At 41.8% G+C, this 15,354-nt stretch carries 12 protein-coding genes; 9 read left to right on the plus strand and 3 right to left on the minus strand.

Features of this window, described 5'->3' with window-relative positions:
* The first annotated feature begins 7 nt into the window (after positions 1–7).
* The 9 genes from fldA to ccsA all read left to right on the plus strand — a co-directional run bounded on the left by fldA (position 8) and on the right by ccsA (position 10,610).
* Positions 8–514 carry a flavodoxin FldA gene (gene fldA, locus NXV01_RS20100; protein ID WP_004311873.1) on the plus strand — a complete coding sequence of 169 codons (507 nt, stop codon included), beginning with the start codon at positions 8–10 and terminating at the stop codon, positions 512–514.
* Between the two features lie 33 nt (positions 515–547).
* Positions 548–910, plus strand: a complete 363-nt coding sequence (locus tag NXV01_RS20105) for a DUF2023 family protein (RefSeq protein WP_259023131.1) — start codon at positions 548–550, stop codon at positions 908–910.
* A 435-nt stretch (positions 911–1,345) separates the two neighbouring features.
* Positions 1,346–2,650: a hypothetical protein gene (locus NXV01_RS20110; RefSeq protein ID WP_259023132.1), complete on the plus strand. Its 1,305-nt coding sequence runs from the start codon at positions 1,346–1,348 to the stop codon at positions 2,648–2,650.
* Between the two features lie 25 nt (positions 2,651–2,675).
* The gene (locus NXV01_RS20115) at positions 2,676–3,851 is read left to right on the plus strand and encodes an imelysin family protein (protein WP_148367642.1); all 1,176 of its coding nucleotides are present in this window, start codon (positions 2,676–2,678) and stop codon (positions 3,849–3,851) included.
* A 12-nt stretch (positions 3,852–3,863) separates the two neighbouring features.
* Positions 3,864–5,330: a di-heme oxidoredictase family protein gene (locus NXV01_RS20120; RefSeq protein WP_370540847.1), complete on the plus strand. Its 1,467-nt coding sequence runs from the start codon at positions 3,864–3,866 to the stop codon at positions 5,328–5,330.
* A 17-nt stretch (positions 5,331–5,347) separates the two neighbouring features.
* The gene (locus tag NXV01_RS20125) at positions 5,348–6,583 is read left to right on the plus strand and encodes a porin (protein WP_148367641.1); all 1,236 of its coding nucleotides are present in this window, start codon (positions 5,348–5,350) and stop codon (positions 6,581–6,583) included.
* Between the two features lie 23 nt (positions 6,584–6,606).
* A complete protein-coding gene (locus tag NXV01_RS20130; protein ID WP_195649959.1) occupies positions 6,607–7,314 on the plus strand; it encodes a hypothetical protein in 708 nt (235 codons plus the stop codon).
* Positions 7,315–7,334: 20 nt separating this feature from the next.
* Entirely contained in the window at positions 7,335–8,489 is a 1,155-nt protein-coding gene (locus tag NXV01_RS20135; protein ID WP_234133664.1) for a Rid family hydrolase, read from the plus strand.
* Positions 8,490–8,510: 21 nt separating this feature from the next.
* Positions 8,511–10,610, plus strand: a complete 2,100-nt coding sequence (ccsA, locus tag NXV01_RS20140) for a cytochrome c biogenesis protein CcsA (protein WP_259023133.1) — start codon at positions 8,511–8,513, stop codon at positions 10,608–10,610.
* 318 nt (positions 10,611–10,928) lie between these two features.
* Here ccsA and NXV01_RS20145 read toward each other — a convergent pair whose 3' ends face one another.
* The 3 genes from NXV01_RS20145 to NXV01_RS20155 are packed head-to-tail and all read right to left on the minus strand — an operon-like array spanning position 10,929 to position 15,056.
* Complete coding sequence (locus NXV01_RS20145; protein ID WP_004300131.1) at positions 10,929–11,537, minus strand: TetR/AcrR family transcriptional regulator; 609 nt, start codon at positions 11,535–11,537, stop codon at positions 10,929–10,931.
* A 17-nt stretch (positions 11,538–11,554) separates the two neighbouring features.
* Positions 11,555–13,291 carry an ABC transporter ATP-binding protein gene (locus NXV01_RS20150; RefSeq protein ID WP_195649956.1) on the minus strand — a complete coding sequence of 579 codons (1,737 nt, stop codon included), beginning with the start codon at positions 13,289–13,291 and terminating at the stop codon, positions 11,555–11,557.
* Positions 13,284–15,056, minus strand: coding sequence for an ABC transporter ATP-binding protein (locus tag NXV01_RS20155; RefSeq protein WP_004300133.1), 1,773 nt, complete (start codon positions 15,054–15,056; stop codon positions 13,284–13,286). The genes NXV01_RS20150 and NXV01_RS20155 overlap by 8 nt, the downstream gene beginning before the upstream one ends.
* Positions 15,057–15,354 lie beyond the last annotated feature (298 nt).

Here is a 15,354-nt window from a genome sequence, read left to right on the forward strand (position 1 = left end):
ATCAAAGATGAATAAAATTGGTGTATTTTATGGTTCCACAACCGGAACAACAGAAGACCTTGCCCGTCGAATTGCAGAGAAATTAGATGTACCATCGGCAGATGTATTTGATGTATCCAAGCTAACAGAGGCATTAGTCAATGAATATGACGTATTGGTGCTCGGCTCTTCCACATGGGGAGCAGGCGAACTTCAAGACGACTGGTACGATGGAGTAAAAGTTTTAAAGAAGTGTGATTTATCCCACAAATCTGTAGCCCTATTCGGTTGCGGCGACTCTGACTCATATAGCGACACATTCTGTGACGCAATAGGTATTCTTTATGAAGACCTAAAAGATACCCACTGTAAATTCTGTGGAGCAACAGATACTGCAGGCTATACCTTCGATTCTTCCATTGCCGTCGTAGACGGTAAGTTTGTAGGTCTTCCACTTGACGAAGTCAACGAAGATAGCAAAACAGACGAACGTATCAGCGCATGGGCTGAACAAGTGAAACAAGAAATTAGCTAATTTTACCTTAACATAAAAAGAATACTTTGCATCATGGCAACTGAAAGAATCATCCCCGGCGAAATCCGGATTTTTCTTAATCATATTTATGAGTTTAAGAAAGGCGTACGCAACATGGTACTTTACACAATGAGTAAAGAGTACGAAGAGTTTGCCATCCGCCGATTGAAAAATCAAAAGATCAGTTATATGATACAGGAAGTAGGAACCAATAAAATCAACCTGTTTTTTGGAAAGGCAGAATGTATGGAAGCCATGCGGCACATCATCATCCGTCCTTTAAACCAACTGACTGCCGAAGAAGATTTTATTTTAGGAGCCATGCTGGGATATGACCTTTGCCAGCAATGCAAACGATATTGCAGTAAAAAAGAAGGTATAAAGATAGCAGTTTAAGCGATAACCTTAGCATAAGTTTAGCTTTGTTTGTATGTAGTTTATCTGAGTTGAATCGTTTCTGAAAAGGCTGTTTCTTGATGGTAGAGATACTCAAGGGAACTGGCTGTAAAAGAAACGATTCGCTCAATTACAAACAAAAGCCACACCACACTGCCCATACATTGGCAGCATTTTCTATTTGTCCATGACAGCCGACAGATACTAATCCGACTAATCTCACATGTTAGAACAAACAAAGGTGTATTTCAGTAAATTTCATCATACTGTAATACACCTTTATTTGTTTTATTTCGTTACATATATCCTTATATTCACTCATTAGTTTTAAATTACCTACATATACTGAATTTAAGAAATAACTATGCCTACTATTGGGTATTGCGGTTATTTTTAACCTCACATAACTTTGCAGTCGAAAAAATTATAAAAAAGATGAGAAAATTAACTGCAATTATTATTCTTTGTTTCCTGTCATCTTACTGTACACTTTCAGCACAGGAAACAGAAGAGAAGTCTAAAGACAGTAAAACTTCTTCCACAGAAGAATATACTAAATTTCGTTTCGGAGGATATGGAGAAATGGCAGCAAGCTATAAAGATTATAATTTTAATCGTTTCACTCCAAATGGTTCCGGTAAACTAAATCGTGGAGAGATTTCCATTCCACGTTTTGTATTAGCCTTCGATTATAAATTCTCTTCCCAATGGGTGTTGAGCACCGAAATCGAATTTGAATATGGAGGCACGGGAGCAGCTCGTGAAATAGAATGGTTTGAAGAGAATGGCGAGTATGAAACAGAGATTGAAAAAGGTGGTGAAGTAGCTTTGGAACAATTTCATATCACCCGCCTCATTAATAAACACATCAATCTGCGTTTCGGACATATGATTGTACCGGTAGGATTGACAAATAACCACCATGAGCCAATCAATTTCTTTGGAGTCTACCGTCCGGAAGGTGAAACAACCATATTACCTTCAACATGGCATGAAACAGGTATTGCCGTATTTGGCGAGATAGGACGATTTGATTACGAACTTCAATTAGTCAATGGTCTTGATCCACAAGGCTTTCGCAGTGAAGACTGGATAAAAAACGGTAGACAAGGAGCCTTCGAAGTAAACAATTTTACTAGCCCGGCTTTTGTAGCCCGTGTTAACTACCATGGAGTGAAAGGATTAAGAGTAGGTGCTTCTTTCTATTACAACCAGACTGCAAAGAATGGAACTAAACCTTGGAGAAATACAGGTTATAAATTCCCGGTAACTATTGTAACCGGTGATTTACAATACAAAGGCTTTAATAACAATCTGATTGTACGCGGAAATGCCGTTTATGGAAATTTAGGGGCAAGCGGAGCCTTAACTACAATCAATAACAGTTCTTCAGCTGCTTCCGGTTACCCTAATACAACAGTAGCACAGAATGCAGTCAGTTATGGAGGCGAAGCAGGATATAATATAAGTTCTTTCTTTAACTCAAAAGCTCCCCGTATCTATCCTTTTATTCGTTATGAATATTACAATCCGATGGAAAAGACAGAAGCTAACACAGGTTTGTTGGCCGACAAACGTTTTCAGGTATCAGCCGTAACAGCAGGATTGAATTACTACGCTCTACCCAATCTAGTGATTAAAGCAGACTACACTCACCGCTCCATAGGAGGTGGAAAATATAACGACGAAAACTTAGTCTCTGTAGGCATAGCCTATATTGGTTGGTTTATCAAGAAATAAATATAACTTTTTAATAACAACAAAAATGAAAACATGGAAATTTTTGCCTATAATGGCAATAGGGGTATGTATGGCAATGACCTCTTGTAGTGAAGATTCTAAAAAAGAAGATGTTTCACCAAATCCATTTGCGGGTTTTAATACCCCGGACAGTGGCACTGCAACAGATGATGAATTAAAAGCTGCGGTTGCAACGTATGTAGATGATGTAGTGATTCCTACTTATGAAGATATGTACAATAAAGTAACCGCATTAAACACGGCAGTACAAAAGTTATCAACGTCCTCCAGTGATAATGATGTAGCCAATGCAGCAGACGCCTGGGTTGCAGCACGTAAACCTTGGGAAAAAAGTGAGGCCTTTTTATATGGTCCTGCAGATTTGAATAAGCTCGATCCTAGTCTGGATAGCTGGCCTTTAGATAAAGGAGGTATTGATGCAATTCTACAGTCTGGGAATTGGGAAGATGCTGTTGGAGGCGATGTAAACGATGATGATGACGCACCAGCTGATGCACCACAGAACTTGCGTGGTTTCCATACAGCCGAATATTTATTGTTTGAAGACGGTGAAGCAAAAAAAATCACAGACCTGGATGCTAATAAAATAGGATACCTCAAGGCTGTTGTCGGACGTATGTCAAAAGACACAGAGCTTTTGTTAAAAGGTTGGACAGAAGGTAAAAATCTGGAGAACGGTGCCTATAAAGATGCAATGAAAGCACCTAACGGAACTTACTCTATAAGCAATATCAAACAATCTGTTGCAATGATACTAAACTCTGACAATGGTGCAGAAGGAATTGCCAATGAAGTAGGTGCAACGAAAATCGGAGATCCGGTAGATAAGTGGAACAGCGGAGATAAAGAAGGTGGTGTATTAGCCGTAGAATCCTGGTATAGCTGGAACTCTTTAGATGATTATACAGATAACATTTACAGCATCCGTAATGCTTACTATGGTAGTTTAGACGGAACTGTTGCCAGTGCAAGTCTGTGCTCTATCATGAAAAAAGTGAATCCGACATTGAATGACATGGTTGTTAAGCAGATTCAGGAAACAATCACAGCAATCAATGATATACCTCACCCATTCCGTAACAATTTAGGTGCTACTACTGAAGTTAAGAATGCTCAAAACCAATGCGTATTTTTATGTAGCGGTCTGGCTTTAGTCCGCGCAAAATTAGCAGGAGAATAAACAATACTAATTATGATGACTAAGCTCTTTCTTTTAGGAAAGCCGGTTATCAAAGCATTACGAGGAGGATTCCCAAGGCGATTGGGAAGAATCCTCTTTGTTGCGATAAATATAGGCTTCCTACAAAGTTGTGATCATGATGCTTTTGACGGCATTATTTATAAGCCAAACGGAGAAATAGCGAAACCGGAGGAATTATCAGCCGGCATTTCCACTATCTTTTCTACCGTAAGTGGCGCTTACGACACCAATGCAGATTGGGTCACCGGTGAATTATTAACACGCTTCAATCGTGGCGATGGTTTATATGATAATTCTCGTGGAGTAGGTACAGGCAGTGGTAATGGATTAGGTCCCATTTTTGGAGGTTATTCCTGCGGAGCTTGCCATAGAAACACAGGACGTACGACTCCTGCATGGGTGACAGGTGGTTCCGGTGCAGGCTTTTCATCTATGCTGGTTTATATTACACGCAAAACCGGAGGATACTTCCCCGAATATGGCCGTGTATTACATGATCAGTCCATTTATGGTGTAAAAGCCGAAGGTAAAATAAAGATAACCACTACTACCGAAAAGTTCAAATTTCCCGATGGAGAAGAATATGAATTGATAACTCCTCATTATGAAATAACAGATTGGTATGATTATGAAATAAAGCCCGAAGATCTGATTATTTCGGTACGTGCCCCTTTACGACATGTCGGCATGGGGCAGATGATGGCACTTAACCATGATGAACTGAAACAGTTGGCAGCTCAAAGCAACTATCCCGAATATGGCATTAGCGGACGCCTAAATTATGTGACGGAAAAAGGCAAATATGACATTGGAATATCCGGCAACAAAGCCAACCATCAGGATTTAACAGTAGAACTAGGATTCTCTTCGGACTTGGGAGTAACCAACGACCGTTTTCCACATGAAGTTGGTGAAGGACAATCACAAATGATGGGATTTGCCAACCAAGGTGTAGAGATTTCTACCCGTGACATGGAAGATGTCGATTTATATATGCAGACATTGGGAGTTCCTGCACGCCGCAATGTGGATGATGAAACCATCAAACATGGCGAGCAAATGTTCTATCAGGCAAAATGCCATTTATGCCATACCGTTACTTTACATACCCGCCCACGAGGCAGCATATTACTGAATGGAACTCAACTGCCCTGGCTGGGTAATCAGATCATTCACCCCTATTCCGACTTCTTATTACATGACATGGGGCAAGGATTGGCAGATGATTATCCGAGTGGTCTGGCACGCGGTTGTGAATGGCGTACTACTCCATTGTGGGGAATCGGCCTTCAGGAAATTGTCAACGGACATACCTATTTCCTACATGACGGACGGGCACGTAACCTGACAGAAGCGATCATGTGGCATGACGGTGAAGGAGCCGCTTCACGTTCTATTTTCTCTCACATGTCGAAAGAAGATCGCGCAGCCTTACTTACATTTTTGAACAGTTTATAATATAATCAGCAACAACAATGAAAAAAAAATTTCTAGTACTTGCGCTCACTGCATTTATGTGCAGCCACTCTTATGCTCAAGACTCAAATACAAAAGAAATCGATGATAAATATGTAGAGAATGACGTTGTTTCACTGGCGGGAAAGAAAGGTTTTTCTTTTTCTACCAAAGCCGGTGATTTTCTATTCAAACCCTATGCATTAGTTCAAACCAGCCTGTCTTTCAACCGATACGACGATCAAGGTTTGGAAAGCCTCTATGCACGCAACTGGGCAAACAGTGGTTTTGCTATTCCTAATGCCATCCTTGGATTTACAGGCAAAGCATTTGGAAAAGTCACATTCAACTTATCACTAAATGCGGCAAAAAGTGGTGCTGCCCTACTGCAACAAGCCTGGTTTGATGTAGCCCTCAAAGAATCATTCCGTATTCGTGTCGGAAAGTTTAAAACCCCGTTCATGCATGCTTACCTGACCACACTGGGCGAAACATTATTTCCTGTATTACCCACCTCTGTGGCAGGCGGTATATTGATGCCCTACGATATCAACGCTGTAAAACCAAGCATGGCTACCGGATTCGATTTAGGAGTACAGATACATGGTCTGATTAATGGAAAATGGAATTATCAGTTAGGGATTTTCAATGGTACAGGAATTGATGTCAATTCGGCAACTAAAGGAATGTGCGATGATCATAAATGGTTGCCTCAACTGCTTTACTCCGGTCGTCTGGTATATATGCCCAAAGGAGAAATGCCGTCCACACAAGGTAATCCGAACAATCTGAAAGAAGATAAAATGCAATTCGGTGTTTCTACCTCTTATAATGCCGAAGCAGAAGATCACAGTAGTAGCGATTGGCGCATAGGTGCAGAGTTTGCGATGGTAAAGAACCGCTTCTATTTTGCAGCCGAAGGTTATTTCATGAATATGCATTTTACAGAAATCATGCATAAAGACAAAGATCAGAATTATTGGGGAGCTTACGCACAAGCCGGTTATTTTGTAACTCCTAAGTTACAAGCAGCTCTCCGTTATGATCTATTTGATCGCAACGGAACAGACGAAGGCGGTTTGTTGAATATGCCCGCCATTGGAGCTAATTACTACTTTGTCGGTTCTAATCTAAAACTTCAAATGATGTACCAATATCTGGGCAGAACCGGACATGATACACAGACTGACCGTGACAACGATGGAATAGGACTATCACGCCATAGCGTTACCGCCATGTTACAATTCACTTTCTAAAGTACAGAAGGAGGAATCTGTCTATGAATAAAAGACTAAAATATTTATTTATAACCTGTACCTGCCTAAGCTTGTGTTCAGCTTGTGATGAAGGTAAAATATATCCGGACGACACGATTGACAGTGGACGTACGGCTACTGTTACCCTTCATTTCACCCATCTGGATGCCTGGCCGCAAAAAAATAGTATGTCATTAATCTCCTTAGGTGAGGACGGAGTTACTCCCATATTGGTAAAGCGTATTCTGGAACCATCCAGCGAAGCGGAAGCCGTGACTGTGACATTAAACAACTTAACCGAAAACACGCACAGTATTGCCGTAGCAGTTGTTACGTCCGGTATGTCTTTGGTACATGCCTATCAGTCATTCCCCGTTAATGCATCGGAAGAATCGTTGACTTTACCGGAGACAACAATCGAAGTGGCCTCGTTCAGCCGCATCCAGACACAAGTTTTCAATGCAAAATGTGTGATGTGTCATGGAGGAAGTACAACAACGGCCGGAGACTTGGATCTGACAGCAGCCAAAGCATACAATTCACTGATTAATGTAAAAGCTCCCCATTCCGACGAGGGAAAGAATTATGTAACTCCCGGAGATTTAAACAACAGCTATCTATTAGATGTATTAGAGCACGATAATCATATTGATATATTCAATGGAGCTGAACAACGTGAAGTCCGTGCTCTAATCCGTACTTGGATAAAAGCAGGAGCCGAAAACAATTAACTTGTAACAGAAACTTTGATATGAACAGCAGAAAACAACCACCCTTAAGATCAGAAAAAACTTTAACTGAAATATTTAAATACGAAGTAGCAGACGGCGTTTCCGAATATCATTTAATGATTCACGCAACCCAGCCGAAAGATGCTTACGAGGAACAATTAAACGCCATTATAGATACATATTACCAATTACGGGAAAAAGAGTTGCAAGGTACCGTCGCCATTTTTAAACGATATTTCTTGAGCGACGCTTCCAATCAGGCAGACACCTTATTGGCACTTACAACTGAAAGTTCGGATTGCGCACTTTCTATCGTCGAACAGCCACCGTTGAACGGAACCAAAGTAGCAGTATGGATTTACCTCCAAACGAAGGTGCAAACACAAATGCTGCATAATGGTCTCTTTGAGGTTAAACATGGCCCCTACCGACATCTTTGGGGTGGTTGCTCTTTCAATCGGGCTGCCAACTCGGAATACCAGACCCGGCTACTATTAAATGACTATGTCATGCAGCTTATTGAACAAGGTTGCAAACTAGCCGCCAACTGTATCCGTACCTGGTTTTTCGTACAGAATGTGGATGTGAATTATCCCGGAGTAGTAAAGGCACGTAACGAAGTATTCGTTACTCAAAACCTGACGGAAAAGACACACTACATTTCCAGTACAGGTATCGGCGGACGTCATGCTGACCCCAAAGTTCTTGTACAAATGGACACGTATGCCGTAGACGGAATCAAACCCGAACAGATTCATTTCCTTTATGCGCCGACACACCTGAATCCCACTTATGAATACGGCGTCAGTTTCGAACGTGGAACGTATGTAGATTATGGAGATCGTCGCCAAGTATTCATCTCGGGCACAGCAAGTATTAATAATAAAGGCGAGGTGGTATGTCCGGGAGATATCCGTAAACAAACAGAACGGATGTGGGAGAATGTGGAAGCCCTACTAAAAGAAGCAGAATGTACATTTGACGATATGGGGCAAATGATTGTTTATCTGCGTGACATTGCAGATTATACCATCGTCAAAGAAATGTACGACAAACGTTTTCCTTGTACACCCAAAGTATTTGTACATGCACCGGTATGCCGACCGGGATGGTTGATCGAGATGGAATGTATGGGAGTAAAAACCTGTGAGAATAAGGAATATGCTCCCTATTAATAGCATTTAAAAGATATACCGTTGAAAAGATTACTTATCATTTTATATATCTGTCTGATAGGATTACTTGCTGCAACCACTTTCATAGAGCAAGCATACGGGACAGAGTTTGTAGAAAGAAATATATATCACACAATCTGGTTTTGTTGTTTGTGGGGAGTAATTGCCGTAATAGGGTTTGTTACCCTCATCCGACGTTCCCTATGGCACCGGCTCCCTGTTTTGCTGTTTCATGGCTCCCTCCTCGTTATCTTGGTGGGGGCCATGATTACGTTTATCTATAGTGAACAAGGATATATGCATTTACGTCTGAATACAGTAAAAAGCAGCTTCCAGTCACCACAAGGCGACAAAAAGACAGACCTGCCATTTACAATGAAACTGGACAGTTTCCGGATAGAGTATTATCCGGGTACAGAAGCTCCTGCTGATTACGTCAGTTATATCAACTACTCACTTCCCGGCCAGAAAGATTCTTTGCATAACGAACGCATCTCAATGAACCGTATATTTGCCATGCAAGGATTCCGCTTTTACCAGTCATCATTTGATGAAGATGGTGAAGGAAGTTGGCTAACAGTAAACTATGATCCATGGGGTACTAGAGTAACCTATAGCGGATACATCCTACTGGGCATCTCCATGATTTTACTACTTTTCTATCGCCGGGGGGAGTTTCGTCAGTTATTAAATCATCCCTTATTGAAAAAAGGAGGATTATTCATTCTATTCCTTTTCTACCTGACAGGAACAACACAAGCGCAGGAAACGCCTCTTCGCGTATTAAACAAAATACAGGCAGACAGTCTGGCACAACAACAGGTTATCTACCATGACCGTGTAGTGCCGTTCAATACACTGGCAAGAGACTTTGTCAAGAAACTGACAGGAAAAACCTACTATAAAGGATTCACTCCCGAACAAGTAATAAGTGGCTGGATTCTTTACCCGGAATCATGGAAAAATGAACCAATGATATATATAAAAAGTCCCGAACTACACCATTTACTCGGTTTGAAAACCTCTTATGCACGCTTGACCGATTTGTTTGACGGTCCGGTCTACCGTCTTCAGAAAACTTGGCAACAAGAACAGGGAAAAGACAGCAAACTCGCCAAAGCGATCCAGGAAACAGATGAAAAAGTAGGCCTGATCCTGATGTTGGAAAAAGGAACATTCATCCATCCATTACCTACTGATGGCAGCGTGCAACCTCTCTCCGAAATGGAAGTAAAAGCAGAATTACTCTACAACCGGATTCCGTTCAGCAAGATTCTTTTTATGATTAACCTGTCATTGGGAATGTTGTCTTTCCTACTTCTACTTCATAACAGCCTGCAAAGAAATACCCTCTCGCCCAAAGCCAAAACGATTTCCCGCATGGCAGGAACTTTCTTTTCTGTTACACTCTATCTTGCTTTCATATTCCATTTAGCAGGATATTGCCTGCGCTGGTACATTGGCGGTCGTATTCCACTTAGCAACGGTTACGAAACCATGCAGTTCATGGCTCTTTGTATTCTTTTGACAGCCTGTCTGCTCCATCGAAGATTCCCATTTACACTTCCATTCGGATTCCTCCTCTCCGGCTTTGCTCTGTTGGTCTCCTATCTGGGACAAATGAATCCCCAGATAACCCCATTAATGCCGGTGCTCGTCTCTCCGTGGCTAAGTATTCATGTTTCATTGATTATGATGTCTTATGCCCTATTGGCATTTATCATGCTAAACGGAATACTGGCATTATGCCTCCGGAAAAAAGAATCGGAAAACAAGATCTCCGGAAACGACGCTATACAAGACAACCGGATAGAACAGTTGACGCTAGTCAGCCGTTTGCTGCTCTACCCTGCCACCTTCTTTTTAGGAGCAGGCATCTTTCTGGGAGCAGTTTGGGCAAACGTTTCCTGGGGACGCTACTGGGCGTGGGACCCGAAAGAAGTATGGGCACTGATTACTTTTCTGGTATATGGAGTAGCCTTCCATTCACAAAGCCTGCGCATTTTCCGCAAGCCTCTATTCTTCCATATCTATATGATTCTTGCTTTCCTGACTGTCTTAATGACCTATTTCGGGGTGAATTATGTTCTTGGGGGGATGCATAGTTATGCAAACGCCTGAACCACTATATATAGCTAGTAATTGATAGAAGAATACCCATTTTAGGGGATTGCGGGAAAAGCGGAAAGCCCCTATCTTTGCAGTATCAGAATTAAATTAATTAGTCATAATTATATTACGTAGCCACATTAAAAATACATAGAAATCGGCCGAAGTGATTCACCCGCATTTCTTTTATTTGGTTGTTAAGTTGAAAAAACCATATAATGTATTCATTTTGGAATATGAATAGATGACATATTCTAAAAGAGGCAAGGACGTCCGGCTTGTGAAAGCCGGACGTTTTTTTATATCAGTAAGAGAATAAAGTGAAAGAGCTCATGCATTCATGAGCTCTTTCCAACCAGCCGTTTCAAAAGCGATATACTCCGCTATAAACTTCTCCATCTCTTCTTTCTTCACAGGATGCAACACCAGCTCTTCGAGCAGGGCAAACAACCATACCGTATTCAGGTGAATAAAGAAGTTAGTTATTGCTATATTGATATGCGGATATTTCTGTTTCATCCCTTGAAAAAAAACAGAAATCGTACGCGTCATCAAATCTGTATATTCAGAACGGAAGTTCTCCAAAACAGAACCTTGTGCCTGAAAAAGCAGCAACCGCAAACGGTCACGATGTTCAGAGACCAATCTGATATATTCCCGTACAGACATTTTCTGATAATCCGAATCCATAAAGACGTCTATCGTCATCTGATCTGCATCGTGATTATAAATCATAGCATACAGATCATTCAATACCGGTTTCAGAATCGTACGGAATATCTCATCCTTATTGGTGAAATAATGATAGATATTACTCACCGTCACCCCTGCCCTCGAAGCTATTTCACGCATAGAGGCATCCTTGTATCCCTTTTCCAGAAACACTTCTTCGGCTGCCTTCAAGATTCCCTCTTGTATATCTCCTTTCAAAAATTGCATAGTATCGCTGCTATTTATCAATTCATATTTGTAACCTGTCTGTTCACCATCCGGGCAAATATACCATTTTTCTTTTTCAATTCCTCCGGTGTTCCCATTTCAGCAACACTTCCATTCTCCAATACTACAATTTTGTCGGCATTGGCAACGGTTCGCATACGGTGCGCAATAATCAGCACCGTTTTGTTACGTACCAATTCAGATATACCTGCCTGTATCTTGGTTTCATTCTCAACATCAAGCGAAGCCGTAGCCTCATCCAACAGAACAATCGGAGCATCCTTCAACAAAGCGCGGGCAATGGAAATACGCTGACGCTCACCGCCGGATAATGTTTCTCCATTCTCACCGATAATCGTCTGGTATCCCTGCGGCATTTTAGTGACAAACTCATCACATTGTGCCAAGCGGGCAACTCTCCGGACTTCCTCATCCGTAGCATCCCGTTTGCCAATACGGATATTATCCATAATGGAAGCATTGAAAAGAACTACATCCTGAAAGACAACGGAATAGTTTTTCAACAAAGTTTCAGGATCAATCCGACTGATATCCTGCCCGCCGAGGGTAATCTTTCCCGACTGGATATCCCAGAAACGTGCCGCCAACCTGGCCGCCGTACTCTTGCCACTACCCGAAGGACCAACCAATGCCGTTTTTTCACCTTGCCGGGCAATAAAAGACAAGTTATTCAGAATTTGTTTTCCCTGCTCATAAGCAAAGTCTACCTGTCTGAATTCGATATCATAACCTTGAGGAGTGAATTCGGTAGTCCCGTTTTGTACCGGCAATGCTTCCATATCATTCATTCTATTGATACGCACATCCAAATAGAACAAAGCGGCAATATTATTCATCACCTCACTGACCGGAGCATACACACGCGACCCGATAACCATAAATATAAGATAGGTAAACAAATCAACCGTACCCGAAGCCAAGAGATTGGCACCAACGATAATAACGCTTGCCAGTCCGAGTTTCAATACACTTTGGGAACCGTTTACCAACATGCCGAGCACCAGTTCATTACGAGTCAATACCTTTTCATAGGTATCAATGCTCGCATCCAGTTTTTCCAGATAGTCTCTCTCCTGATTGTAGGATTTTATCTCCTGAATGGTATCGAGTCCTTCCTGGATATGCTCGGTCACCATCCGCTTGTTCAGATAATTACTTTCATTGCTTTTCTGTATTTCCTTCTTCGAGAAAAGAAGAATTGCGGCGGCAAGCGGCACTACCCAGAACAAAGCAATCGTCAACTGCCAGTTATAAAATGCCATGCCGACGGTAATAAGCAGAATACTGATAATGGAAGCAAACAACTGGGGAACCGCATGCGAAAAAGTATGCTCGAGATCAGTGCAGTCATCCATAATCGTGGCAGTGAGGTCGGAAAGATTCTTTTCGCCAAAGAAAGCCAGAGGCAACTTACGAAGTTTTTCCGCCAATGAGATACGCCGGTTTGCACTCTCATCATAAACGGTGGTATAGGTACTACGATATTGCAATACCGCAAATATATACATGACTATCATAAAGACAATACCGAGTATGCTATAATAGAGAATACCATGCGTCACCGAAGCCGAAGGCTGAAACACAGGACGAAGATATTCCTCAAGAAAGAGAAAAACAAATACCGCCGGCAACATCAATACAATATCGAGCAGTGTAGTGAAAAACACACCTTTACAGAAATCTTTCGCTCCTTTAGTTGAAAGGGCAAAACGTCTTTTTATTACTTCAATCATTAGAAACCTCCTTTCCTATTGTCCAGCGAACAGATTGCTGGTATTCATTCCACATATGATAATAGATGCCTTGTTTACCAAGCAGGTTGGCATGTGTACCTTGTTCCGCAATCTTCCCCTTGTCAATGACGAGGATATTGTCGGCATCAGTGATGCTTGAAAGACGATGAGCAATCATCAATACGGTTTTTCCTTTTGTCAGTTCTTTCAAGGCTTGCTGGATGAGATGCTCATTTTCGGGGTCGGCAAAAGCAGTCGCCTCATCCAGTACAATGATAGGAGCATTTTTCAGGATTGCACGTGCCAGTACGATCCGTTGCTGTTCCCCGCCGGAGAGATATGTTCCCTCCGTACCAATCTTCGTATTCAGTCCGAGCGGAAGTTTATTGATAATTTCCCGGCACTGTGCCATATCTACTGCCCGTTCCACTTCCTCCATTGTCGCGTCGGGATTACCATATTTGATATTTTCGAGCAGAGAAGTCTTGAACAGCTTTGTATTCTGGAACACGAAAGAAATATATTTCATCAGTTCTTCGGGAGCGATTTCTCTTACATTGATGCCACCTATTAAAACTTTCCCTTCCGTTGCCTCCCAGAAACGGGGAACTAGACGGGCAATCGTTGTTTTCCCTCCGCCCGAAGCTCCGACAAGAGCTACTGTGTTTCCTTGCGGAATAGTGAAACTAACATCATCCACCGCCTTTTGATTAGCTCCCGGATAGCTGAAGGAAACTTTTTCGAACTGAATACTGAATTCCTTTACCGGTTGTGGATGCTCTACAACAGTCAGGTGCTCATAAGCAACCAGATTCTCAAGACGTCCGATAGCTTCACTCGCCTGCCCCAAAGCCTGATTGAGATACATACTCTTCATGATACTTTGGGAGAATACAGGAGTAATGAGAACAAACAGGAAGAAATTAAGTAATACCGATGCATAATTACCTGAATAACCAATCAGCAAAATAGCCAACGGAGCAAGGAAAAACACAAAACCATTGATTATTACGGTATAGAGCGACATCGGCTTCTCCCACATTCGTGTATAGCCGAATACCATTTTATTATAATTCATGATACAGCGGTGAAAGTTTTTGAAAGAGTAAATGGTCTGCTGGAAAACCTTCACTACGGGAATTCCTCTCACATACTCTACAGCTTCGGTATTCATTTCCTCCAGAGAGGTCATATAGCTTTTCATAAACTGCCGTCCCTCCGCATTCATCATAAAACCCATAACCAGCATGGCAATAATTACAGGGACGATACATGCCAGACCGAGTATCCAATCGAACACAAAAATCAGTATGGCAGCTACCAACGGCACTAGAAAAGTAGCCGCAAGATCAGGCAACTGATGTGCCAGAAAACTATGGGTAACCCCTGCATTGTCATCTATAATCTTGCGAATACGTCCGCTCGTATTAATGTCAAAGAAGCCGAGAGGCATACGCACTATCTGGCGCATGGCTTCTTTACGCAAATTCGATTCAACCCGAAAAGCTGCAAGATGCGAAGACATCAATGCGGCAAAATAAAGGACGATGCTCGCCACGGCCATGCCTGCCGCCCACCAGGCATACGTCACCACATTACCGGAAGAGGTTATCTCTCCGTGTTCAAGCAGTTCTCTCACAATCAGCCAAATAAGGATATAAGGCAACATGCCCGCCAGGGCACTTAGGGCAGACAGCAGCATTGCCGCAGGCAAAAGCACTTTCCGTTTACCCATGTAGTTCTGAAGTTTTTTCAATGTACTCATAACGTACGTTCAATCTATATTAAGTTCGACAATCATTTAACTTATCGCTTGTTTTCAAAAAAGAACAATATTCGAAATCGTTCAAAAAAAGAGAGCTTATATTTCTATAAGCTCTCTTCATCCCATTCAATCCGGTGCATGTGCACCTTTGATATATGATTAATCTCGACTCGTCTCTCACTGATTCGCATAAGTTTTCAATTATTTTCTGCAAAGGTACGGCTCGCCGGCAAGACGGACAATACCTAAAAATAATGAAATTTGCTATTCAGACTATAACGAATAAGTAATGATTGAA

Origin of the sequence: Bacteroides sp. BFG-606, assembly GCF_024788145.1 — a bacterium.
Lineage (GTDB): Bacteria > Bacteroidota > Bacteroidia > Bacteroidales > Bacteroidaceae > Bacteroides > Bacteroides vicugnae.

Bases quoted from the DNA above. Each gene is read 5' to 3' on its own strand.
- NXV01_RS20130 (WP_195649959.1), top strand. From the start codon at position 6,607: ATGAATAAAAGACTAAAATATTTATTTATAACCTGTACCTGCCTAAGC.
- NXV01_RS20115 (WP_148367642.1), top strand. From the start codon at position 2,676: ATGAAAACATGGAAATTTTTGCCTATAATGGCAATAGGGGTATGTATG.
- NXV01_RS20105 (WP_259023131.1), top strand. From the start codon at position 548: ATGGCAACTGAAAGAATCATCCCCGGCGAAATCCGGATTTTTCTTAAT.
- NXV01_RS20110 (WP_259023132.1), top strand. From the start codon at position 1,346: ATGAGAAAATTAACTGCAATTATTATTCTTTGTTTCCTGTCATCTTAC.
- NXV01_RS20125 (WP_148367641.1), top strand. From the start codon at position 5,348: ATGAAAAAAAAATTTCTAGTACTTGCGCTCACTGCATTTATGTGCAGC.
- fldA (WP_004311873.1), top strand. From the start codon at position 8: ATGAATAAAATTGGTGTATTTTATGGTTCCACAACCGGAACAACAGAA.
- NXV01_RS20120 (WP_370540847.1), top strand. From the start codon at position 3,864: ATGATGACTAAGCTCTTTCTTTTAGGAAAGCCGGTTATCAAAGCATTA.
- NXV01_RS20135 (WP_234133664.1), top strand. From the start codon at position 7,335: ATGAACAGCAGAAAACAACCACCCTTAAGATCAGAAAAAACTTTAACT.
- NXV01_RS20145 (WP_004300131.1), bottom strand. From the start codon at position 11,537: ATGCAATTTTTGAAAGGAGATATACAAGAGGGAATCTTGAAGGCAGCC.
- NXV01_RS20150 (WP_195649956.1), bottom strand. From the start codon at position 13,291: ATGATTGAAGTAATAAAAAGACGTTTTGCCCTTTCAACTAAAGGAGCG.
- NXV01_RS20155 (WP_004300133.1), bottom strand. From the start codon at position 15,056: ATGAGTACATTGAAAAAACTTCAGAACTACATGGGTAAACGGAAAGTG.